General features: G+C 52.1%; 22 protein-coding genes. 12 read left to right on the forward strand and 10 right to left on the reverse strand.

From position 1 onward, the window contains the following. Positions 1–84: 84 nt before the first annotated feature. The 3 genes from OGY37_RS20565 to OGY37_RS20575 all read right to left on the reverse strand — a co-directional run bounded on the left by OGY37_RS20565 (position 85) and on the right by OGY37_RS20575 (position 2,292). Positions 85–693: a glutathione S-transferase gene (locus OGY37_RS20565; protein ID WP_126317232.1), complete on the reverse strand. Its 609-nt coding sequence runs from the start codon at positions 691–693 to the stop codon at positions 85–87. Positions 694–790: 97 nt separating this feature from the next. After that, entirely contained in the window at positions 791–1,927 is a 1,137-nt protein-coding gene (locus OGY37_RS20570; RefSeq protein WP_191228018.1) for an HlyD family secretion protein, read from the reverse strand. A 2-nt stretch (positions 1,928–1,929) separates the two neighbouring features. Continuing rightward, the gene (locus tag OGY37_RS20575; protein WP_003827338.1) at positions 1,930–2,292 is read right to left on the reverse strand and encodes a DUF3302 domain-containing protein; all 363 of its coding nucleotides are present in this window, start codon (positions 2,290–2,292) and stop codon (positions 1,930–1,932) included. Between the two features lie 530 nt (positions 2,293–2,822). Here OGY37_RS20575 and mtlA point away from each other — a divergent pair. The 3 genes from mtlA (at position 2,823) to mtlR (ending at position 6,695) form a co-directional block, all read left to right on the forward strand. Beyond that, a complete protein-coding gene (mtlA, locus tag OGY37_RS20580) occupies positions 2,823–4,739 on the forward strand; it encodes a PTS mannitol transporter subunit IICBA (RefSeq protein WP_003827337.1) in 1,917 nt (638 codons plus the stop codon). 220 nt (positions 4,740–4,959) lie between these two features. Further along, a complete protein-coding gene (gene mtlD / locus OGY37_RS20585) occupies positions 4,960–6,108 on the forward strand; it encodes a mannitol-1-phosphate 5-dehydrogenase (protein WP_003827336.1) in 1,149 nt (382 codons plus the stop codon). Next, on the forward strand, positions 6,108–6,695 hold the full coding sequence (gene mtlR / locus OGY37_RS20590) for a mannitol operon repressor MtlR (RefSeq protein ID WP_003024179.1): 588 nt from the start codon (positions 6,108–6,110) through the stop codon (positions 6,693–6,695). The genes mtlD and mtlR overlap by 1 nt, the downstream gene beginning before the upstream one ends. A 12-nt stretch (positions 6,696–6,707) precedes the next feature. Here mtlR and OGY37_RS20595 read toward each other — a convergent pair whose 3' ends face one another. Next, the gene (locus tag OGY37_RS20595) at positions 6,708–6,914 is read right to left on the reverse strand and encodes a hypothetical protein (RefSeq protein ID WP_003827334.1); all 207 of its coding nucleotides are present in this window, start codon (positions 6,912–6,914) and stop codon (positions 6,708–6,710) included. 292 nt (positions 6,915–7,206) lie between these two features. Here OGY37_RS20595 and OGY37_RS20600 point away from each other — a divergent pair, with 292 nt between their 5' ends. The 5 genes from OGY37_RS20600 to trmL all read left to right on the forward strand — a co-directional run bounded on the left by OGY37_RS20600 (position 7,207) and on the right by trmL (position 11,961). Further along, entirely contained in the window at positions 7,207–7,569 is a 363-nt protein-coding gene (locus tag OGY37_RS20600; protein WP_003827333.1) for a YibL family ribosome-associated protein, read from the forward strand. Positions 7,570–7,831: 262 nt separating this feature from the next. After that, entirely contained in the window at positions 7,832–9,487 is a 1,656-nt protein-coding gene (gene lldP / locus OGY37_RS20605) for an L-lactate permease (protein ID WP_286621706.1), read from the forward strand. Further along, the gene (lldR, locus tag OGY37_RS20610; RefSeq protein WP_003827331.1) at positions 9,484–10,260 is read left to right on the forward strand and encodes a transcriptional regulator LldR; all 777 of its coding nucleotides are present in this window, start codon (positions 9,484–9,486) and stop codon (positions 10,258–10,260) included. Before lldP ends, lldR begins: the two co-directional genes overlap by 4 nt. Continuing rightward, entirely contained in the window at positions 10,257–11,447 is a 1,191-nt protein-coding gene (lldD, locus tag OGY37_RS20615) for an FMN-dependent L-lactate dehydrogenase LldD (RefSeq protein ID WP_003827330.1), read from the forward strand. The genes lldR and lldD overlap by 4 nt, the downstream gene beginning before the upstream one ends. 40 nt (positions 11,448–11,487) lie before the next feature. Then, positions 11,488–11,961: a tRNA (uridine(34)/cytosine(34)/5-carboxymethylaminomethyluridine(34)-2'-O)-methyltransferase TrmL gene (trmL, locus tag OGY37_RS20620; protein WP_032945354.1), complete on the forward strand. Its 474-nt coding sequence runs from the start codon at positions 11,488–11,490 to the stop codon at positions 11,959–11,961. 181 nt (positions 11,962–12,142) lie between these two features. Here trmL and cysE read toward each other — a convergent pair whose 3' ends face one another. From cysE to OGY37_RS20645, 5 genes are all read right to left on the reverse strand, one after another. After that, complete coding sequence (gene cysE / locus OGY37_RS20625; protein WP_003024160.1) at positions 12,143–12,964, reverse strand: serine O-acetyltransferase; 822 nt, start codon at positions 12,962–12,964, stop codon at positions 12,143–12,145. A gap of 77 nt (positions 12,965–13,041) precedes the next feature. Then, positions 13,042–14,061, reverse strand: a complete 1,020-nt coding sequence (gene gpsA, locus OGY37_RS20630; protein ID WP_008786462.1) for an NAD(P)H-dependent glycerol-3-phosphate dehydrogenase — start codon at positions 14,059–14,061, stop codon at positions 13,042–13,044. Beyond that, complete coding sequence (gene secB / locus OGY37_RS20635; RefSeq protein ID WP_003024155.1) at positions 14,061–14,528, reverse strand: protein-export chaperone SecB; 468 nt, start codon at positions 14,526–14,528, stop codon at positions 14,061–14,063. The genes gpsA and secB overlap by 1 nt, the downstream gene beginning before the upstream one ends. A gap of 46 nt (positions 14,529–14,574) precedes the next feature. Then, complete coding sequence (grxC, locus tag OGY37_RS20640; protein WP_003024152.1) at positions 14,575–14,826, reverse strand: glutaredoxin 3; 252 nt, start codon at positions 14,824–14,826, stop codon at positions 14,575–14,577. A 53-nt stretch (positions 14,827–14,879) separates the two neighbouring features. Further along, the gene (locus tag OGY37_RS20645) at positions 14,880–15,311 is read right to left on the reverse strand and encodes a rhodanese-like domain-containing protein (RefSeq protein WP_003024148.1); all 432 of its coding nucleotides are present in this window, start codon (positions 15,309–15,311) and stop codon (positions 14,880–14,882) included. A 247-nt stretch (positions 15,312–15,558) separates the two neighbouring features. Between OGY37_RS20645 and gpmM the strand changes: the two genes are divergently transcribed. Genes gpmM through OGY37_RS20660 form a run of 3 tightly spaced genes read left to right on the forward strand, consistent with a single transcriptional unit; the run spans position 15,559 to position 19,335 of the window. Next, on the forward strand, positions 15,559–17,103 hold the full coding sequence (gene gpmM, locus OGY37_RS20650) for a 2,3-bisphosphoglycerate-independent phosphoglycerate mutase (RefSeq protein ID WP_003827325.1): 1,545 nt from the start codon (positions 15,559–15,561) through the stop codon (positions 17,101–17,103). Between the two features lie 33 nt (positions 17,104–17,136). Then, positions 17,137–18,396 (forward strand): murein hydrolase activator EnvC, encoded by a 1,260-nt coding sequence (envC, locus tag OGY37_RS20655; protein WP_286621831.1) that lies wholly within the window; start codon positions 17,137–17,139, stop codon positions 18,394–18,396. 3 nt (positions 18,397–18,399) lie between these two features. Continuing rightward, positions 18,400–19,335 carry a divergent polysaccharide deacetylase family protein gene (locus OGY37_RS20660; protein WP_286621707.1) on the forward strand — a complete coding sequence of 312 codons (936 nt, stop codon included), beginning with the start codon at positions 18,400–18,402 and terminating at the stop codon, positions 19,333–19,335. Here OGY37_RS20660 and OGY37_RS20665 read toward each other — a convergent pair whose 3' ends face one another. Then, the gene (locus OGY37_RS20665) at positions 19,336–20,370 is read right to left on the reverse strand and encodes a glycosyltransferase (protein ID WP_003827319.1); all 1,035 of its coding nucleotides are present in this window, start codon (positions 20,368–20,370) and stop codon (positions 19,336–19,338) included. It abuts the gene before it with no gap. Positions 20,371–20,854: 484 nt separating this feature from the next. On the opposite strand from OGY37_RS20665, the gene OGY37_RS20670 reads away from it, so the two are divergent. Continuing rightward, complete coding sequence (locus tag OGY37_RS20670; protein ID WP_003827317.1) at positions 20,855–21,541, forward strand: lipopolysaccharide core heptose(II) kinase RfaY; 687 nt, start codon at positions 20,855–20,857, stop codon at positions 21,539–21,541. Positions 21,542–21,582 lie beyond the last annotated feature (41 nt).

The raw sequence follows: 21,582 nt of genomic DNA on the forward strand, positions 1-21,582 counted from the left end.
GTTGGTGACCCTCTCCACCGTAGAGAGGGATATCAATATAGGAAGGATTGTACCGTGACTTTGCTCAGGCGGACATAATACGCATCAAGCCTTTGGCGGTTCTGTACGGGCAAAACTTTCGCGTTGAAAGAGCGTTTCCACCAGTTTGACCAGACGCGGACGGTCCACACACCAGCCAGGTGCGACCCGACGGAAATTGAGATAACCGACGGCGCAGGCAATCGCAATGGTTGCCAGGTTAACCGTATCCGTTTTCAGTGTACCGTCCACCAGATAGCCTTCCAGCACATCCAGACTACGGGTGATCTTCTCACGCTGACGTAACAATTCAGTTTCTGACTGCTGCGCGGCAGGGCGAGCCTGTTCGCGCACCGAAACTAAACCAGCATCCATAATGCCGTCTGCCAACGCTTCCAACTGGCGTACCTTCAGCGCAGCCAGCGGATCACGCGGCAGCATGGCTGGTGCAATATCCAGTAGCTCTATATATTCCGCGATGACAGGAGAGTCAAACCAGTACTCGCCCTCATCGGTGACCAACGCAGGTACTTTGCCTAACGGGTTATAGCGCGCCACGCCGCTATCCGCGTTGTAGGGGAGTTCATTCACAAATTCGAAGGTAATGCCCTTTTCCAGTAACAGAATCGAAATTTTACGCACAAAAGGGCTGGTATAGCTGCCAATGAGTTTCATGCCGGGTCCTTTTTGCCAACTAAAAAGCGCTGCCCAACGATTGTGGGGCACCGCTTAGTATGGCTCAGGTCACTGAAAATGGCAGGTGATGGCAGTCTCAATGATCCAAATAAAGGTAATGCATCCAACTGGTCATGCGCAGCAGAACTTTACGCATTACCGACACGTGAGCGAAATGGTCGGAATAGACTGCGACCTGGGCATAGATACCGTCCGGCAGCGCATCCACATCGGCATTCGGATCCAGCTCAATTGTGGCCAGCACACCATCGGTACCCGGCACCACCGTTAAGGACTGTAATGCCCCCTGCGCCTGATAAGAACCGCCCGGCACAACCGGAAGAATGGAGGTCAACTTACCGGAGAAAACCTGACCAGGCAGTGCATTAAACACCACTTCCGCTTCATCGCCTGGTTTAAGGCGCAGCAGCGAGTTCTGGCGGAATTGCGCCACGATTTGCCGTTTTTGTTCAGGAATAAACACCATGACCGGGCGCAAAGGTAATGCCGCGGCATAGGTTCCCGGGCGAATTAAAATCTGCGTGGCATAACCGTTGCTGGGCGCACGAACCACCGTCTGTTCAAGGTTGTATTTGGCTTCGGCAAGCTGGGCACGCAGGGACGCAACCTGAGATTGTTCACCGTTGACCATACTGTCTAATTGGCTCTGAATCTGCGTCTGTTCTGCAACCGAGCCTTTGACCAACGCATCCTGTGCCAGATAGTTTTGCCGGGCGTTGTCGATATCGCTTTCAGAGAACGGGTTAACCTTCGCCTGGCTGCCCTTCAAATAGCGTTGATAATCTTTATACAGGCGGTCACGTTCCGCAGATACGCGAGTGGTATTAGCGACCGCTTCCGACAGTTGCGCTTTTAGGTTGTCGATATTATGCGTCGCGGTTACCAGGTCGGCCTGCAGTCTGTCTACACGCGCCTGATAACGTACCGGATCGAGCTTAAACAGCACATCGCCTTTTTTAATGAGCTGATTATTCTTATCCGTTACCTCACTAACAATTCCTGTGACTTGCGGAGTGACCGGAATTGAAATAACCGCTTTTTGCGCCGTAAAGGTATACGGGTGGTTATAGTTCATTAATAAAATCAATCCCGCAACAATGAACACCCCACCTAATGCAGCGGTAGCAAGCGTCCATTGGTTTACCGGAATACGGAATATTTTAAAGATGGCCCAGGCAAAGGCCACATAGGTCAGGACTATCAACAAATCCATGATTAAATCTCCGGAAAGGTGGAGTTATCGGTTTTTTTCTCCCCATCCAGTCTTTTTTCCAACTGGGTGATTCGCGCTGCCAGCGCGGCAATCTCAGGGTCTGACTCCTTTCCGGTCGGTGTGATGTGTGACTGCATTCCCCATCCCTTTTCAGGCTGGTAGAGCGTGGCCCAGATCCACAGGAACGGCCAAATAACATGAAGAGTGAACAAGCTCACCCATCCTGCAGTATGGATGGCATCGGCATGGGGATGGTTACGTTTTTTAGCCATGTTATAGGGAATATCATGAATGGCGATGATTCCGTAAAACAGAACCAGAAAAACGAAGATCAGCACGCCCAGTGCGAAATAATTTAGAAACATACCTGCCTCGAATTCACGCTAATTAGAGTTTTTTTATGCCGGCAGCCGTATGCACCCTGGCTGATGTTTTGAACATAACTGCAGTTAGGGGTTTTCGCCATATCACAAAAAAAATATTTTTTCTGGCGAGAAGTTGCTTTGTTTTGCAATAAAAATGTCAGGAGTAGAATCTGCCGCAGATCACATCTGCTCAAATCCAGATGAAAATACTTTGCGATCCACATCACAAAGATTCAACAAACAGCAAAACCAAAAATGTGAATTAGTTCACATTTAATCCCCATTTTTCATTAAATCTAACCCTGTGATGTTTTTTTGTACCGTTAATTTGTGATGCAAATCACATTAACTAACGCCATACACCCTATATTTACGTGACGAATGTCACATAAAAGGCCGTCGACTGGACAGTTGAACGATTCAGTGCCAGATTTCGCAGTATCTACAGGGTCCGGCTACCTCCTGCCGCTACATTAACAAACCTCGGGCTTTCAGCCTGCGCGATAGCAAACATAAGAAGGGGTGTTTTTATGTCATCCGATATTAAGATCAAGGTGCAAAGCTTTGGTCGATTCCTCAGCAACATGGTGATGCCAAATATCGGCGCGTTTATCGCGTGGGGTATTATCACCGCATTATTCATTCCGACAGGGTGGTTGCCGAACGAAACGCTGGCGAAGCTAGTCGGCCCGATGATCACCTATCTGCTGCCGCTGCTGATCGGTTATACCGGTGGTAAGCTGGTTGGCGGCGAGCGTGGCGGCGTGGTTGGCGCTATCACCACCATGGGCGTTATCGTCGGTGCAGATATGCCAATGTTCCTCGGCGCGATGATCGCAGGTCCGCTGGGCGGCTGGGCTATCAAACATTTCGACAACTGGGTAGACGGTAAGATCAAATCCGGTTTTGAGATGCTGGTGAATAACTTCTCCGCTGGCATCATCGGTATGATCCTCGCCATTCTGGCATTCCTTGGCATTGGCCCATTGGTTGAAGCGCTGTCAAAAATTCTGGCGGCAGGCGTTAACTTCATGGTTGTCCATGACATGCTACCGCTGGCATCTATCTTCGTTGAACCGGCGAAAATCCTGTTCCTCAACAACGCCATTAACCACGGTATTTTCTCACCGCTGGGTATTCAGCAGTCCCATGAGATGGGCAAATCCATCTTCTTCCTGATTGAAGCTAACCCGGGTCCGGGTATGGGCGTCCTGCTGGCGTACATGTTCTTCGGTCGCGGCAGCGCTAAGCAGTCTGCAGGCGGCGCGGCTATCATCCACTTCCTGGGTGGTATCCACGAAATTTACTTCCCGTACGTGCTGATGAACCCGCGCCTGATCCTGGCCGTTATTCTCGGCGGTATGACTGGCGTATTTACCCTGACTATCCTGAACGGCGGTCTGGTTTCTCCGGCGTCTCCGGGTTCTATCCTGGCCGTGCTGGCAATGACGCCGAAGGGTGCTTACTTCGCTAACATCGCTGCTATCTGCGCGGCTATGGCAGTCTCTTTTGTGGTCTCAGCCATTCTGCTGAAAACCAGCAAAGTGAAAGAAGATGATGACATTGATGCCGCAACCCGTCGTATGCACGACATGAAAGCGGAATCCAAAGGCGCATCTCCGCTGGCGGCTGGCGATGTAACCAACGACCTGAGCCATGTGCGTAAAATCATCGTTGCCTGCGATGCTGGTATGGGTTCCAGCGCCATGGGTGCGGGCGTACTGCGTAAGAAAGTGCAGGATGCGGGGCTGTCTCAGATTTCCGTCACTAACAGCGCGATTAACAATCTGCCGCCGGATGTGGATCTGGTCATTACCCACCGTGACCTGACTGAACGCGCGATGCGCCAGGTGCCTCAGGCACAGCACATTTCGCTGACCAACTTCCTCGACAGTGGCCTGTACTCCAACCTGACCGAACGTCTGGTCGCTGCGCAGCGCCACAACGTGAACGAGGAGAAAGTTCGCGACCACCTGAAAGACAGCTTTGAAGAGGGTGATACCCACCTGTTCAAACTGGGTGCGGAGAACATCTTCCTTGGCCGTAAAGCGGCTAACAAAGAAGAAGCGATTCGCTTTGCTGGTGAGCAACTGGTGAAAGGCGGTTACGTTGAGCCAGAATACGTTGAGGCGATGCTGGACCGTGAAAAACTGACCCCGACTTACCTGGGTGAGTCCATCGCAGTACCGCACGGTACGGTTGAAGCCAAAGACCGCGTGCTGAAAACCGGTGTGGTGTTCTGCCAGTACCCGGAAGGCGTTCGCTTCGGTGAAGAAGAAGACGATATTGCCCGCCTGGTGATTGGCATCGCAGCGCGTAACAACGAGCACATCCAGGTGATTACCAGCCTGACCAACGCTCTGGATGATGAATCCGTGATCGAACGTCTGGCCCATACCACCAGCGTGGATGAAGTTCTGGAACTGCTGGCGGGTAAAAAAGCTTAACGCTTAAGTATCTCCAAAATAGTTCGAGCTGCAGGAAGGCGGCAACGCAGTGAATCCCCAGGAGCGTACATAAGTACGTGACTGGGGTGAGCGAGGAGAGCCAACGCATCTGCAGTTCGAAATATGAAGGCGATATCCTCTCCCTTGTGGAGAGGGTTAGGTTGAGGGAAAAGCCTCACCCCAGCCCTCTTGGGTAAAAACATTAATGAAGGTTAATACTATGAAAGCATTACATTTTGGCGCAGGTAATATCGGTCGTGGCTTTATCGGCAAACTGCTGGCGGACGCGGGGATACAGCTGACGTTCGCGGATGTAAATCAGGTCGTGCTCGATGCCCTGAATGCCCGTCATAGCTATCAGGTTCATGTCGTGGGTGAAAACGAGCAGGTTGATACCGTCTCCGGTGTCAACGCCGTGAGCAGCATCGGCGATGATGTTGTTGAACTGATTGCCCACGTAGATTTAGTCACTACCGCCGTCGGACCGGTCGTGCTTGAGCGTATCGCTCCGGCCATCGCCAAAGGGCTGGTTAAACGCAAGGCGCAGAGAATCACTACTCCACTAAATATCATCGCTTGTGAAAACATGGTGCGCGGAACGACTCAGTTGAAAGGCCATGTAATGAACGCGTTAGCAGATGAAGATAAAGCCTGGGTTGAAGAACATGTTGGCTTTGTCGATTCTGCCGTGGACCGCATTGTTCCGCCTTCGGCTTCAGCAACCAACGATCCGCTGGAAGTTACCGTAGAAACCTTCAGTGAGTGGATTGTCGACAAAACACAGTTCAAAGGTGAACTGCCAAATATCCCAGGAATGGAATTAACTGATAACCTGATGGCATTTGTCGAACGTAAACTCTTCACGCTGAACACCGGGCATGCTATAACCGCGTACCTCGGAAAATTGACCGGTCATCAGACCATCCGTGACGCGATTCTCGACGAGAAAATCCGCGCAGTGGTAAAAGGTGCGATGGAAGAGAGCGGCGCGGTACTGATCAAACGCTATGGCTTTGATGCAGCAAAACATGCGGCATACATTCAGAAAATCCTCGGCCGTTTTGAAAACCCGTATCTGAAAGATGACGTTGAGCGTGTGGGTCGTCAGCCGCTGCGTAAACTTAGCGCAGGCGACCGCCTGATTAAACCACTGCTGGGTACGCTGGAATATGGTTTGCCGCATGCGAATCTGGTTACCGGTATTGCGGCAGCGATGCACTATCGCAGCGAAGAAGATCCGCAGGCACAGGAACTGGCCGCACTGATTGACGAAAAAGGTCCACAGGCCGCGCTGGCGCAAGTTTCCGGGCTGGATGCCAACAGTGATGTCGTGCTTGAGGCTGTTAACGCGTATAACGCAAAGAAATGATGCAGGACCTGGCGCAGGATATCCTGCGCCTGAATAATAGATTGTCAGATATGCAGGCAATAATGGAACAAACGCAGGCCTTTGAAAATCGTGTGCTTGAGCGTCTGAATGCTGGCAAAACCGTACGCAGCTTCCTCATCACCGCCGTAGAACTGCTCACCGAGGCGGTGAATATCCTTGTGCTTCAGGTATTTCGCAAAGACGACTATGCGGTGAAATACGCCGTAGAACCGCTGCTCGACGGCGATGGTCCGTTGGGCGATCTTTCTGTTCGTCTGAAGTTAATCTACGGCCTGGGCGTACTCAGTCGCCCGGAGTACGAAGATGCGGAGCTCCTGATGGCGCTGCGGGAGGAGCTGAATCACGACGGCAACGAATACGCATTCACCGACGACGAAATTCTTGGACCGTTTGGTGAACTTCACTGCGTGACGGCACTCCCGCCGCCACCCCAGTTTGATACCTCAGACTCTGGTTTGCATGCCATGCAGATCCAGCGTTACCAGCAGATGGTACGATCCACCATGGTCCTTTCCCTGACCGAGCTGATTTCTAAAATCAGCTTAAAAAAAGCCTTTCAAAAATAAGACGATGTTTGCTTATTTCTCTTCCTGCTGCGGTCGATACAGCTGCCGATAGTACGCCAGACGTTGCAGATACAGCTGCGCGTTTTCCTGCGGTATTTCTGAAGGGACAACGTTGCGCGGCGGTGTTTTATTCAAATATTCGCGAAAAGCCTGGCTTGAAGCCATAAAATCGACAGTTTTATCAATCAGGACCGAAACGTTCTCACCTATTTTCGCCATAATCTTCCCTCCTCCATGTATTAACCGCGCTCAGCCTGTGCGGTTGATCATTTAAGTTTAGGATCAGTTGGGTGTTTATATTGAGGAAAACGTGCTTCACCACGAACATGCCAATAAAAAGCACCACGGCCGATCTTATCGCTTAAAATTCCTTGTTAATCAATGCAGTAACATTATCATTAGCTAATTAATACTTACGGTATTTGATTATTTATCTTCGAGCAGTTGTGAATAATCCCGCTCTGCGCGCATACTATAGGATATTCATCCTATTTTTATCAGAAGCTATCCTATGAAAGAAGTCGAAAAAAACGAAATTAAACGCCTGAGCGATCGTCTGGACGCTATTCGCCACCAGCAGGCAGACCTGTCCCTGGTTGAAGCCGCCGACAAATACGCCGAGCTGGAAAAAGAGAAAGAAACTCTGGAAGCCGAGATCGCACGCCTGCGTGAAGTTCACAGCCAGAAGCTGAGCAAAGAAGCGCAAAAGCTGACAAAACTTCCGTTCCGTCGGGCCATCACCAAAAAAGAGCAGGCTGACATGGGCAAACTGAAGAAGAGCGTGCGCGGCCTGATCGTCGTCCACCCGATGACCGAGCTTGGCCGTGAAATGGGCCTGAAAGAGATGACGGGCTTCGCGAAGAGCGAGTTCTAATCTCCCACCGGGCAACATCCGCTTGCCCGGTCCTTCATTTCCCCTCGCAATTGGCCCTACCAATTTTAACCAGATCCTACCAGCACCTCACATTTCATTAAAATGTGCGTACAATACCGTTGCCAATAAATAACATTTGATTAACCATTCATTGTCATTACCCCTACACAACAATATTGGCAGGGCCACTTTTACACATAATGTGACCTGGAGATGAGCACAGACTCATTCCATTATGTCGGCGGCCCCCAGGAGACCTGCAATGAATCTCTGGCAACAGAACTACGACCCGGCCGGTAACATCTGGCTTTCCAGTCTGATCGCATCGCTCCCTATCCTGTTCTTTTTCTTCGCCCTGATTAAGCTCAAGCTCAAAGGCTATGTTGCGGCGTCATGGACGGTGGTGATCGCTTTGTCGGTCGCCCTGCTGTTTTACAAAATGCCGGTCGATCACGCTCTGGCATCCGTAGTGTACGGTTTCTTCTATGGTCTGTGGCCGATTGCCTGGATCATTATCGCCGCGGTATTCGTCTATAAAATCTCGGTGAAGACCGGGCAGTTCGACATTATCCGCTCCTCGATACTCTCGATTACCCCAGACCAGCGTCTGCAAATGCTGATTGTTGGTTTCTCCTTTGGGGCATTCCTCGAAGGAGCGGCAGGCTTTGGCGCTCCGGTAGCGATTACCGCCGCACTGCTGGTTGGTCTTGGCTTTAACCCGCTGTATGCGGCAGGTTTGTGCCTGATCGTAAATACCGCGCCGGTCGCTTTTGGCGCAATGGGCATTCCGATTCTGGTTGCCGGTCAGGTTACCGGACTGGACAGCTTCGAGATTGGCCAGATGGTAGGGCGTCAGCTGCCGTTCCTGACCATTATCGTGCTGTTCTGGATTATGGCGATTATGGATGGCTGGCGCGGCGTCAAAGAAACCTGGCCTGCGGTGATGGTCGCTGGCGGCTCGTTTGCTATCGCACAGTACCTCAGCTCTAACTTTATCGGGCCGGAACTGCCGGACATTATATCTTCTCTGGTCTCACTGGTATGTCTGACGCTGTTCCTGAAACGCTGGCAGCCGGTACGCATCTTCCGTTTTGGCGATATGGGCGCTTCGCAGGCCGATATGGACCTGTCGCGCACCCGCTACACCGCTGGGCAGGTGGTACGCGCCTGGTCACCGTTCCTGTTCCTGACCGCTACCGTCACGCTGTGGAGCATACCGCCGTTTAAAGCGCTGTTTGCGCCCGGCGGCGCGATGTACCACTGGGTGGTCAATATTCCGGTTCCGTTCCTCGACAAGCTGGTTGCCCGTATGCCGCCGGTCGTACACGAAGCCACGGCCTACGCGGCGGTGTACAAATTTGACTGGTTCTCCGCGACCGGCACCGCAATACTGTTTGCCGCCCTGCTGTCTATCGTCTGGCTGAAGATGAAGCCATCTGCTGCGCTGCAGACCTTTGGCAGCACGTTGAAAGATCTGGCGCTGCCTATCTACTCCATCGGGATGGTGCTGGCGTTCGCGTTTATCTCTAACTACTCCGGGCTTTCATCCACCCTGGCACTGGCCCTGGCGCACACCGGCAGCGCTTTTACCTTCTTCTCGCCATTCCTCGGCTGGCTGGGGGTATTCCTGACCGGGTCCGACACCTCATCAAACGCATTGTTCGCCGCCCTGCAGGCCACGGCCGCTCAGCAAATCGGCGTTTCGGATGTGCTGATGGTGGCCGCAAATACCACCGGCGGCGTGACCGGCAAGATGATCTCTCCGCAATCTATCGCTATCGCCTGTGCGGCAGTGGGATTAGTGGGGAAAGAGTCTGATCTGTTCCGCTTTACCGTGAAGCACAGCCTGATTTTCACCTGCATGGTGGGTGTGATTACCACGCTGCAGGCCTATGTCTTAACCTGGATGATTCCATGATAGTGATGCCCAGACGCCTGTCAGACGAAGTCGCATCTCGTGTGCGGGCGCTGATTGAAGAACAACAGCTGGAGGCGGGCATGAAGTTGCCCGCTGAGCGCCAACTGGCCGTACAGCTCGGCGTATCGCGCAACTCGCTGCGCGAGGCGTTAGCCAAGCTGGTGAGTGAAGGTGTGTTGATTAGCCGTCGTGGCGGCGGGACGTTTATCCGCTGGCAGCATGAAGCATGGTCTGAACAAAACATCGTTCAGCCGCTGAAAACCCTGCTGGCGGACGATCCTGATTACAGTTTCGATATTCTGGAAGCCCGCCACGCCATCGAAGCCAGCACCGCCTGGCATGCAGCTATGCGTGCCACTGCTGCCGACAAAGAGAAGATCAGACTCTGTTTCGAGGCCACACAAAGCGAAGATCCAGATCTCGCCTCGCAGGCAGACGTTCGCTTTCACCTCGCCATTGCGGAAGCCTCGCACAACGTGGTGCTGTTACAGACCATGCGCGGTTTCTTCGACGTATTGCAGTCTTCGGTGAAACAGAGCCGCCAGCGTATGTACCTTGTGCCGCCTGTATTTTCGCAACTGACGGCGCAGCATCAGGCCGTCCTGGATGCGATTGTTGCCGGAGATGCCGACGGAGCGCGTAAAGCAATGATGGCGCACCTCAGTTTTGTCCACACTACGATTAAACGATTTGATGAAGATCAGGCCCGCCAGGCGCGTATCACCCGCCTGCCCGGTGACCCTGGTGAGAATAGCAGGGAGAACAACGCATGATTATTTCAGCAGCCAGCGACTATCGCGCCGCAGCCCAGCGCATCCTACCCCCCTTCTTGTTCCACTATATAGACGGTGGGGCGTATGCAGAGCACACTCTGCGCCGTAACGTGGCAGACCTGTCGGAGGTGGCGCTGCGCCAGCGCGTGCTGAAGAATATGTCCGACCTGAGCCTGGAGACAAAGCTGTTCAACGAAACGCTCTCCATGCCGGTGGCCCTTGCACCTGTCGGTCTGTGTGGCATGTACGCGCGCCGGGGCGAAGTTCAGGCCGCCGCCGCCGCTGATGCCAAAGGCATTCCGTTTACGCTTTCCACGGTATCCGTATGTCCGATTGAAGAGGTCGCTCCAACCATCAAACGTCCGATGTGGTTTCAGCTATATGTTCTGCGCGATCGCGGCTTTATGCGCAACGCGCTGGAGCGCGCCAAAGCGGCGGGTTGCTCCACGCTGGTCTTTACCGTCGATATGCCAACCCCGGGCGCACGCTACCGTGACGCACATTCCGGGATGAGCGGCCCAAATGCCGCACTACGCCGCTACTGGCAGGCAGTCACCCATCCACAGTGGGCATGGGACGTTGGCCTGAACGGTCGCCCACATGATTTAGGTAATATCTCGACTTATCTTGGTAAACCTACCGGTCTTGAGGATTACATCGGCTGGCTGGCGAATAACTTCGACCCGTCGATTTCCTGGAAAGACCTCGAGTGGATCCGCGAATTTTGGGATGGTCCGATGGTGATCAAAGGGATCCTCGATCCCGAAGATGCCCGAGACGCCGTACGCTTTGGCGCGGATGGTATTGTTGTCTCTAACCACGGTGGTCGCCAGTTAGACGGCGTGCTGTCTTCAGCTCGCGCGCTACCCGCCATTGCCGATGCGGTAAAAGGCGATATCACCATTCTGGCAGACAGTGGGATCCGCAACGGCCTGGACGTCGTACGTATGATTGCGCTGGGCGCGGATAGTGTTCTGCTGGGACGTGCTTATCTGTACGCGCTGGCCACCCACGGTCAGGCCGGGGTGGCGAATCTGCTAAATCTGATCGAGAAAGAGATGAGGGTGGCAATGACCCTGACCGGTGCAAAATCGATTAGCGAAATCAGCCGTGATTCACTGGTACAAGAACTGGGCAAACAGGTGGCTGACTACCCGATGCAGCCCAAACGTGGAAATGCGGCGTAAACGTTAATTTGCTATGCTGCCCCGTACTTAAGGGGGCAGCATGCTAAACATCGTATTATTCGAACCAGAAATCCCGCCAAATACCGGCAATATTATCCGTCTTTGCGCCAACACCGGCTTTCGTCTGCATATTATTGAGCCAATGGGCTTTACCTGGGACGACAAGCGCCTGCGCCGCGCGGGGCTGGATTACCATGAATTTGCCGCCGTGCAACGCCACCCTGATTACGCCGCCTTCGTCGCCGCAGAAAATCCGCAACGTCTGTTTGCCCTGACCACCAAAGGTACGCCAGCGCATAGCGCGGTAAGCTATCAGGATGGGGATTATCTGATGTTTGGCCCGGAAACTCGCGGTCTGCCAGCCAGCATCCTCGACGCACTGCCAGCCGAACAAAAAATTCGTATTCCGATGATGCCGGACAGTCGCAGCATGAACCTGTCGAATGCGGTGTCGGTGGTGGTGTATGAGGCCTGGCGCCAGTTAGGTTATCCCGGCGCGGTATTGCGTAGTTGATTTTTGTCGGATAGCGGCTGACGCCTTATCCGACCTACGAAAGAATTTACCATTATTTTTCGAGCGTTATCGGAGCAGTCAGGTTGGACACGGACTGCGCTTGCCGACCTGCGCGTACACGTAGTACGTGAGGATGGCGAGCACAGCCCGGGTTCAAGATGACAAGTAAGATAGCTCGAAATCAGATTCCATCGCCGTATTCGAACGTATGATGTATCCCGTTGAAATGCTGATCCATATCCATAGACGGTTTATCGCTGTCAGGCTTGCCGACGATGCGCGCCGGTACGCCTGCGGCGGTGGTATGCGGCGGTACGGGCTGTAGCACGACCGAACCTGCGCCAATCTTCGCGCCGCGCCCGACTTCAATGTTGCCGAGAATTTTTGCTCCCGCGCCGATCATCACGCCTTCACGAATTTTCGGGTGGCGGTCACCGCCGGCTTTACCGGTCCCGCCCAGCGTGACGGATTGCAGAATAGAGACGTCATTTTCAATCACCGCGGTTTCACCGACCACAATGCCGGTGGCGTGATCGAGCATAATCCCACGACCAATTTTTGCCGCCGGATGAATGTCTACCTGGAAGGTAACGGACACCTGATTTTGCAAGAATATCGCCAGCGCCTGACGCCCCTGATGCCACAGCCAGTGACCGATACGGTAGGCCTGAAGCGCATGAAAGCCCTTCAGATACAGCAGTGGAGTGGAATATTTATCGACAGCCGGGTCACGCGTGCGTACTGCCTGAATATCGCAGGCCGCTGAGGCAATCATTTCAGGATCAGCCGCGTAGGCCTCTTCTACGACTTCGCGAATCGCAATGGCGGGCATGATTGGAGAAGCGAGTTTATTCGCCAGCATATAGCTTAGCGCACTGCCGAGATTTTCATGCTTGAGCAGCGTTGCGTGGTAAAAACTGGCCAGCATTGGCTCACATTCCGCCAGTGCCCGGGCTTCCGCTTTAATGTTTTTCCAGACGATATCCAGTTCTTCACACGGCATTGCGTACTCCAGAAGGTAGCAAAACGACCGATCCGTTCTTCGCGGATCGGGTCGTTATATTCAACAGTTCCTTACAGCTAGTGGCGACTCAGCTCGTCCTTGCGTGCACGGCCTAATAACGTCAATGCTGCCTCGCGCGCGTTTTTTCCGCAATACAATACTTGATAAATTTCCTCGGTTATTGGCATCTCAACACCAAAACGGTGCGCCAATTCACGAACTTCTTTCGTATTGCGATAGCCTTCAACCACTTGGCCAATTTTGTCCTGCGCACCCTGCACGTCCATCCCCTGGCCGAGCATCATGCCAAAACGACGGTTGCGCGACTGGTTGTCGGTACAGGTCAGCACCAGATCGCCTAAACCCGCCATCCCCATAAAGGTGGCAGGATCGGCCCCCAGCGCCGCACCAAGACGAGACATTTCGGTCAGCCCACGGGTGATCAATGCGGTTCGTGCATTCGCGCCGAAACCGATGCCGTCAGACATCCCTGCGCCAATGGCAATGACGTTTTTCACCGCACCGCCAAGCTGTACGCCAATGAAATCCGGGTTGCTGTATACGCGGAAGCTTTTGCCGCAGTGCAGCAACTGCTGGAGATCGTCAGCAAAGGTGTCGTCCGTCGAGGCCAGAGAAATCGCCGTCGGCATGCCCGCAGCCAGCTCTTTGGCGAACGTCGGGCCGGAAATAACCGCCAGTGGAATTGAGTCCCCCAGCGCTTCACGCGCGACGTCCTGCAGCAGACGCCCTGTTTCCGCTTCCAGACCTTTTGTCGCCCAGACCAGTCGCGCGTCAGGACGCATCAATGGTTTGATGTTACGCAGCACTTCGCCAAAGACGTGGCTCGGCACCACCACCAGAATATTACGACTGGCGGCCAGCGCTGTGGCTAAATCACTTTCCAGGCGCAGCGTGTCGGGAAAAGGCACATCAGGAAGGAACGCGACGTTGCAGCGATCGTGCTCGAGAGTCGCGATATGTTTAGGATCATGGCCCCACAGGACAACCTGATGGCCATTTCTTGCCAGGGTGATGGCAAGAGCGGTGCCGTACGAGCCGGCACCAATCACAGTCATTGAAGCATTACTTTGGTTCATCAGGCATCCTGATGTTCTTCAGTACCTTCGCCAGCCTGCTGCTGTAAATAGTTCATGAACAGCGCATCAAAGTTGACCGGCGCAAGGTTCAGTTGCGGGAACGTACCGCGTGAAACCAGGCTGGTGATGCATTCGCGGGCATACGGGAACAGAATGTTCGGGCAGTATGCGCCCAGGCAATGCGCCATTTGAGTCCCTTCGATACCACTGATGGAGAAAATACCGCCCTGCTGAACTTCGCACAGGAACGCAGTTTCTTCACCCAGGGAAGCCGTTACGGTGACACGCAGCACTACTTCATACACGTCATCTGCCAGTTGGGTAGATGCGGTATCAAGATCCAGTTTAACCTCTGGCTGCCAATCTTTCTGGAAAACATGCGGTGCATTTGGCGCTTCGAAAGACACATCCTTGGTATAAATACGTTGGATCTGGAAAGCCATTTCAGTGTTATTTTGTTCTGACATGTTGAGAAAACCCTTTAGTGTTGTCCTTTAAATACTTCGGTACGCCTTAACGCAGCAGCGGATCCAGTCCACCACGCGCATCCAACGCATACAAGTCGTCACAACCACCAATGTGCTGTGCATCAATAAAAATCTGCGGAACCGTAGTACGGCCACTGCGCTTGATCATCTCTTCACGCTTCACGGCATCACCGTCAATCGGAAGCTCCTGGAAACTCACACCCTTGCTGTTTAACAGCGCCTTTGCGCGATGGCAAAACGGGCAGGTTGCTTTGGTATAGATCTCAATATTGGCCATGACTTATTCTCCAGTGTTCTTTTTACCCTGCGGCATGAAAGAAGACGGGTAAATTACTTGCCGCGAACCAGTGGCAGATTCTCACCACTCCAGCCCGCTACGCCATCTTTCAGTACAGACACCTGCTCAAAACCGGCTTTAATCAGCGCAGTTGCTGAATCCTGGCACTGCATGCCTGAGCCATCAACCACAATAACAGGTTTGTTTTTGTGTTTTTCCAGTTCGCCAAAGTTGTTGGCTTTGATTTCGCTCGGCAGCAGGTTAGTGGAGCCAGCGATATGGCCTTTGCGGAAGTCGTCGCGCTGACGTAAATCCACGACAACGGCGTCTTCTTTATTGATGAGACGTGTGGCTTCTCCGCGTGTAATCACCTTCACTTTGGAAGTCAGGCTCTTAAACGTGGTAAATAATACAGCCGCCAGTAACGCAATCCAGGCGATACTCAATACAGGGTGGCGACTAACAAATTGCATAATTTCTTGCATGGGGGGTAACAACTCCCGACTCAGTGATTAAAAAACCAGGAAAGGAGTATACCTGCGCGTTGGCGCAAATACAGCCAGAGCGTGCATTGGATTGCATTTTTGCGGGGCGCTACGGAAAAAAAAACCTAAAACCACGCCCTCTGCGGCGCGCTCTGGTCGATTATTTGATCTTCTGGGGCTACTTTATCGATTCAGCTGTAGTAAAATTACGCAATTATTTTTATCTATTAAGTGTGAGGTTGTCGCAATGTCGGTTTCTAAAAAACCTATGGTACTGGTGATTCTGGATGGCTACGGCTATCGCGAAGACAGCCAGGATAACGCCATCTTTAATGCCAAAACCCCGGTAATGGATGCCCTGTGGGCAAAACGTCCGCATACCCTGATTGATGCGTCTGGCCTGGAAGTTGGCCTGCCCGATCGCCAGATGGGCAACTCCGAAGTGGGTCACGTCAACCTGGGCGCGGGCCGCATCGTGTATCAGGACCTGACCCGTCTGGATGTAGAAATTAAAGAGCGTACTTTCTTCGCTAACCCGGTGCTGACCAATGCGGTCGACCAGGCCAAAAATAGCGGCAAAGCGGTACACATCATGGGCCTGCTCTCTGCGGGCGGCGTTCACAGCCACGAAGATCACATCATGGCGATGGTAGAAATGGCCGCTGAACGTGGCGCTGAGAAAATCTATCTGCACGCTTTCCTTGATGGCCGTGATACCCCGCCGCGCAGCGCTGAACATTCACTGCAGAAATTCGAAGAGAAATTTGCCGCGCTGGGCAAAGGCCGCGTAGCGTCCATCATCGGTCGTTACTACGCGATGGACCGCGACAACCGTTGGGATCGCGTTGAACAGGCTTATGACCTGATGACGCTGGCAAAAGGTGAGTTCCAGTTCGCTACGGCGGTTGAAGGTCTGCAGGCTGCTTATGCCCGCGACGAAAACGACGAATTCGTGAAAGCGACTGTGATCCGTGCCGAAGGCCAGGCTGAAGCCGCCATGGAAGACGGCGATACGCTGATTTTCATGAACTTCCGTGCAGACCGTGCGCGTGAAATCACTCGTGCGTTTGTTAACGCTGATTTCGACGGCTTCGCCCGTAAGAAAGTCGTTAACCTCAACTTTGTGATGCTGACCGAATACGCGGCCGACATCAAAACTGCGGTTGCTTACCCACCAGCATCTCTGGCTAACACCCTTGGCGAGTGGATGGCGAAGCACGACAAAACGCAGCTGCGTATTTCCGAAACCGAAAAATATGCGCACGTGACCTTCTTCTTCAACGGCGGCGTAGAAGAGCCGTTCAAAGGCGAAGATCGCATCCTGATCAACTCGCCGAAAGTTGCGACCTACGATCTGCAGCCAGAGATGAGCTCTGCTGAGCTGACCGAAAAACTGGTTGCGGCGATTGAGAGCGGAAAATACGACACCATCATTTGTAACTACCCGAACGGCGACATGGTTGGTCATACCGGGGTGATGGAAGCAGCGGTTAAAGCGGTTGAAGCGCTGGATCACTGCGTTGAACAGGTCGCGAAAGCGGTTGAATCCGTTGGGGGTCAGTTGCTGATCACCGCAGACCACGGTAACGCAGAGCAAATGCGCGATCCGTCCACCGGTCAGGCGCATACTGCGCACACCAACCTGCCCGTTCCGCTGATTTATGTCGGTGGCAAGAACGTTAAAGCAGTCGAAGGCGGCAAACTTTCTGATATCGCCCCGACGATGCTGACGCTGATGGGTATGGAAATCCCGCAAGAGATGACTGGTAAGCCGCTGTTCATCGTGGAATAATCCCTCCCCATGAGGGGAAAGGCGATTAATACCATCACTCGGGCCGTGAAACCGCGTAAGTTTTCAGTCAGGCCCTTGTTCTACGCCAGCGCGCTTAGCGCTGGCGTATTGCTGTGCGCCTTTTCCGCCCACGCGGACGAACGCGACCAGCTCAAATCTATTCAGGCCGATATCGCGGCAAAAGAACGCGCGGTACGTCAACAACAACAACAACGCGCCACCCTCCTCGCTCAGCTTAAAGCTCAGGAACAAGCCATCGCCGTTGCCGCAAGGCAGTTGCGCGAAACGCAAAACTCACTGGCGCAGCTGAATGCACAAATCGCAGAGATGAACGCAGCACTCGCGAAGCTGGAAAAACAGCGGGCCGCACAAGAACGCAGCCTGGCAGCCCAACTCGACGCAGCTTTTCGCCAGGGCGAACACACCGGCATTCAGCTCATTCTTAGCGGTGAAGAAAGCCAGCGCGGGCAACGCCTGCAGGCCTATTTCGGCTATCTGAACCAGGCGCGACAGGAAACTATCGCGCAATTGAAACAAACCCGCGAAGAGGTCGACTCGCAAAAAGCCGAGCTGGAAGATAAGCAGAGCGAACAGCAGACGCTACTGTACGAACAGCGCGCTCAGCAGGCTAAGCTGGAACAGGCACGTAACGAACGCCAGAAAACGCTTTCGAGTCTGGAATCATCGATTCAACAGGGTCAACAGCAACTGGGCGAAATGCGCGCCAACGAATCCCGTCTGCGCAACAGCATTGCCCGCGCCGAAGCCGCAGCCAAAGCGCGTGCGGAACGTGAAGCACGCGAGGCGCAGGCAGTACGCGAGAAGCAACAGGATGCGTCACGAAAAGGCTCAACCTATAAACCGACCGAAAGTGAAAAATCACTGATGTCGCGTACCGGCGGTTTGGGTTCGCCACGCGGTCAGGCATTTTGGCCCGTTCGTGGTCCAACTCTACATCGTTATGGCGAACAGCTGCAGGGTGAGCTACGTTGGAAGGGGATGGTTATTGGCGCATCCGAAGGCACCGAAGTTAAAGCCATTGCCGATGGTCGCGTCATTCTGGCGGACTGGCTGCAGGGCTATGGCCTGGTGGTCGTCGTTGAACACGGTAAAGGCGATATGAGCCTGTACGGTTATAACCAGAGCGCACTGGTCAGCGTCGGTACGCAGGTTCGCGCCGGGCAGCCTATAGCACTTGTGGGTAGCAGCGGCGGTCAGGGCAGGCCGGCACTCTATTTCGAAATTCGTCGCCAGGGTCAGGCGGTCAATCCACAGCCGTGGTTGGGAAGATAAGTTTTGCCACAACAATTTCGTCGTCTACTACTCTCTCTCGCCAGTCTGCTGGCCTTCGCAACACCTGTATTTGCTGGCAAACTCGCCATCGTCATTGATGATTTCGGCTATCGCCCACACACTGAAAACCAGGTACTGGCGATGCCTTCTACCATCTCCGTTGCCGTTCTGCCTAACGCCCCACATGCGCGTGAAATGGCAATCAAAGCGCATAACAGCGGGCATGAAGTCTTAATCCATCTGCCAATGGCGCCGCTGAGCAAGCAGCCGTTAGAGAAAGACACGTTACGCCCTGAAATGAGCAGCGAAGAGATTGAGAGGATCATTCGCGACGCGGTAAGCAAAGTACCGAATGCGGTCGGTCTGAACAACCATATGGGCAGCGCGATGACCTCCAGTCTTTTCGGCATGCAGAAGGTGATGCAGGCGCTGGAACGTTACGACCTCTACTTCCTGGACAGCATGACCATCGGTAACAGCCAGGCAATGCGCGCAGCGTCAGGTGCCGGTGTGAAGGTCATCAAACGCAAAGTCTTCCTGGATGACACGCAAAACGAAGCCGATATTCGCCGTCAGTTTAATCGTGCCGTCGAGCTTGCGCGCCGCAACGGTTCCGCAATCGCCATTGGCCACCCTCACCCGTCTACGGTTCGCGTTCTGCAGCAGATGCTGTATAGCCTGCCAGCCGACATCACGCTGGTTCGTCCAAGCAGCTTGCTCAATGAACCACAGGTGGATACCTCCAGACCAAACCTCACGCCACCGAAGAACGGTACGCCTGATGCACCGCGTAATCCTTTCCGGGGGGTGAAATTATGCAAACCGAAACAGCCGTTAGAGCCGGTGTACGCCAGCCGCTTCTTCAGCGTGCTCGGCGAAAGCATCACCCAAAGCACGCTGGTGCAGTATATGCGCTTGCAGTGGCAGGGCTGGCAATAATCAGTCTTTACTATCCAGCGTTAAATGGGCCAGGCGGCGCGGCGTCAATGATTTATCGCGCCACTGGCTAAAACGGATAGCCCACAACAGCACCTGATAACCCAGCTTTACGCTGCAGATATTACTCACCATACGCTTGAACATACCCGATACAAATACTTCAGCAATCATGCGCTGGCGGATCTGTGGATCGGGTTCTTTACGAATACAATGACATACTCGCAGTCCCTCATAAATCACTTGTTGCTTAAACTCAGGATAGATAGTGATGCGGTTAGCGTAGCTATGATTAAGTTCGTCCAGCAGGCGAGTGATCTTTATATAGTGCCGTTGATAGTTTAAATTCGCTTCACCCTGCCGCTTCATGTGGCTAATTGAGCCATCGTGTTGGTAGTATTTATATAATGGTTTTTCCGTATATTTCGCACGAGTGGCATTAAACATAAACACCGTACTCCACATGACATCCTGATGATGTAACCCAGGGATAAATCTTATATTGTGTTCTTTAATGAGGTCATTTCTATATACCCCCATCCAGAGAACATGCGTCCAGCGGCGCGAAGCAAGCCCCATACGCAACCAGTCTGGGCCGGAGAGAATACCGGTAGAACGCAGACGATCTGTTGGAATGGATACCCAGACTCGGGATGTTTCCCGCGAACTCCAGTCTGCGTTGCTTTGTACAACGTCAAGGTTGTCCTGCAAGGCCATTCCCATCAATGTCTCATACATCTCCGGATAGACTTCATCATCGGCATCAACGAATGCGATGTAATCCCCCACAGCGACATCCAGGCCAAGGTTTCGCGCGACAGAGACACCCTGGTTGGCCTGATGCAGCAGCCGAACATGGGGATATTTTTCTGCATAGTATTGCGCAATATCGACTGAGCAGTCCGTAGAACCATCATTTACAATAATGATTTCAAGATCTTTCCAGGTCTGCGCAATTAACGACTCCATACAGTCACGAAAGTAACTACCGGCATTATATAACGGGATAATAACGCTTAATTTATATTTACTTTGCATCGTAGGGTAATCATCTAATCTATGGGATTGTCGTTACTCTATCACCCAATTATTAAGATATTATTAAGGCTTAACAAGAGGTACAATTTCCAGAGAAATAGGCCAGCATTCCTATAAATTTATATTAGCTAGATTGATAACCTATTTACTTACACGTCCGAGAAACAAAAAACAGCACGAATAGCCAACTTAGTTGTTACCTGTGTATGACAAAGGATTTTGTTATACTAACTTGATCTCTATCACAAAATGAACAGTGCAAATGTAATGATGACCAAAGCACTCTTGCTACATTGATGCTTTAAGTCATGAAATTTTCATAACGTAAAGCAATTAATCAATTACTTTCAATTAGATAGAGCATAACACTGTTGTTTATGTGTCTTTTACATAAAAGCATGTATTAACTAACCACCGTCGATACAATTTTGTATAATACAGAGCATGACTATCCACAACAGATTAATATACGAAGGCGAATTTAATGAACATTAGTAAGGTTGAATTAAATGACTTTAATGTTTATTTCAAGAAAGAAAAAATTAATTTCCCTTTGTTGATGAAAAAAATATCAAATAATGAAATAAAAGGGAAACAACTGAATGCTGAAAATGGTTTTCGCAGCGTCCATCTTGTCGAATATGAAAATAAAAAGTTTATTGTCAAGAACGATCGTGAAATAGACAATCGCTTTGAAAAAAAAGCGCTAAACTTTATTTCCGGGCCCTTTTATTCACATATGATTAAACGACTGGCACGCTTAACTCCAGAGCAACGCGCCTGTACTGCAGATCTGTACTACGTTGCCGAAAAATGTCACTTTCGTCAATGTGTTGAAGTGTCAACCGTGCATGAATACATTGATGGAAAACCCCTTGCCGAAATCAACGAAAGTAATGCCGAAGAGGTGAAAAACTGTATTATTAAACTTCACAATGCAGGTCTTGCATCGAATGATATTCACCCTGGAAATTTTATTAGAACGCCATCTGGTGAACTTAAAGTTATCGATCTTTCATGCAAAGGCATTATGAAAATATGCCAGGCGAACGATATCCTCACGCTCCGGAATAAATACAATATCGATATTCAGGGTCATGGCTTCGTTTATAACCTGATTTTATTGAAAGAAAAGCTTCGCCGACTTTCACGAAAAATTCGCGGCAAGTAAAAAATAGCCAGATATTAATCATATCTGGCTATTCATTCTTA

The sequence above is a fragment of the Citrobacter sp. Cpo030 genome, assembly GCF_030333005.1.
In the GTDB taxonomy this organism is placed as follows: Bacteria; Pseudomonadota; Gammaproteobacteria; order Enterobacterales; family Enterobacteriaceae; genus Citrobacter; species Citrobacter portucalensis.

Excerpts from the sequence above, each read along its gene's own strand:
- OGY37_RS20565 (WP_126317232.1), bottom strand. The coding sequence starts at position 693 with ATGAAACTCATTGGCAGCTATACCAGCCCTTTTGTGCGTAAAATTTCG.
- OGY37_RS20570 (WP_191228018.1), bottom strand. The coding sequence starts at position 1,927 with ATGGATTTGTTGATAGTCCTGACCTATGTGGCCTTTGCCTGGGCCATC.
- OGY37_RS20575 (WP_003827338.1), bottom strand. The coding sequence starts at position 2,292 with ATGTTTCTAAATTATTTCGCACTGGGCGTGCTGATCTTCGTTTTTCTG.
- mtlA (WP_003827337.1), top strand. The coding sequence starts at position 2,823 with ATGTCATCCGATATTAAGATCAAGGTGCAAAGCTTTGGTCGATTCCTC.
- mtlD (WP_003827336.1), top strand. The coding sequence starts at position 4,960 with ATGAAAGCATTACATTTTGGCGCAGGTAATATCGGTCGTGGCTTTATC.
- mtlR (WP_003024179.1), top strand. The coding sequence starts at position 6,108 with ATGCAGGACCTGGCGCAGGATATCCTGCGCCTGAATAATAGATTGTCA.
- OGY37_RS20595 (WP_003827334.1), bottom strand. The coding sequence starts at position 6,914 with ATGGCGAAAATAGGTGAGAACGTTTCGGTCCTGATTGATAAAACTGTC.
- OGY37_RS20600 (WP_003827333.1), top strand. The coding sequence starts at position 7,207 with ATGAAAGAAGTCGAAAAAAACGAAATTAAACGCCTGAGCGATCGTCTG.
- lldP (WP_286621706.1), top strand. The coding sequence starts at position 7,832 with ATGAATCTCTGGCAACAGAACTACGACCCGGCCGGTAACATCTGGCTT.
- lldR (WP_003827331.1), top strand. The coding sequence starts at position 9,484 with ATGATAGTGATGCCCAGACGCCTGTCAGACGAAGTCGCATCTCGTGTG.
- lldD (WP_003827330.1), top strand. The coding sequence starts at position 10,257 with ATGATTATTTCAGCAGCCAGCGACTATCGCGCCGCAGCCCAGCGCATC.
- trmL (WP_032945354.1), top strand. The coding sequence starts at position 11,488 with ATGCTAAACATCGTATTATTCGAACCAGAAATCCCGCCAAATACCGGC.
- cysE (WP_003024160.1), bottom strand. The coding sequence starts at position 12,964 with ATGCCGTGTGAAGAACTGGATATCGTCTGGAAAAACATTAAAGCGGAA.
- gpsA (WP_008786462.1), bottom strand. The coding sequence starts at position 14,061 with ATGAACCAAAGTAATGCTTCAATGACTGTGATTGGTGCCGGCTCGTAC.
- secB (WP_003024155.1), bottom strand. The coding sequence starts at position 14,528 with ATGTCAGAACAAAATAACACTGAAATGGCTTTCCAGATCCAACGTATT.
- grxC (WP_003024152.1), bottom strand. The coding sequence starts at position 14,826 with ATGGCCAATATTGAGATCTATACCAAAGCAACCTGCCCGTTTTGCCAT.
- OGY37_RS20645 (WP_003024148.1), bottom strand. The coding sequence starts at position 15,311 with ATGCAAGAAATTATGCAATTTGTTAGTCGCCACCCTGTATTGAGTATC.
- gpmM (WP_003827325.1), top strand. The coding sequence starts at position 15,559 with ATGTCGGTTTCTAAAAAACCTATGGTACTGGTGATTCTGGATGGCTAC.
- OGY37_RS20665 (WP_003827319.1), bottom strand. The coding sequence starts at position 20,370 with ATGCAAAGTAAATATAAATTAAGCGTTATTATCCCGTTATATAATGCC.
- OGY37_RS20670 (WP_003827317.1), top strand. The coding sequence starts at position 20,855 with ATGAACATTAGTAAGGTTGAATTAAATGACTTTAATGTTTATTTCAAG.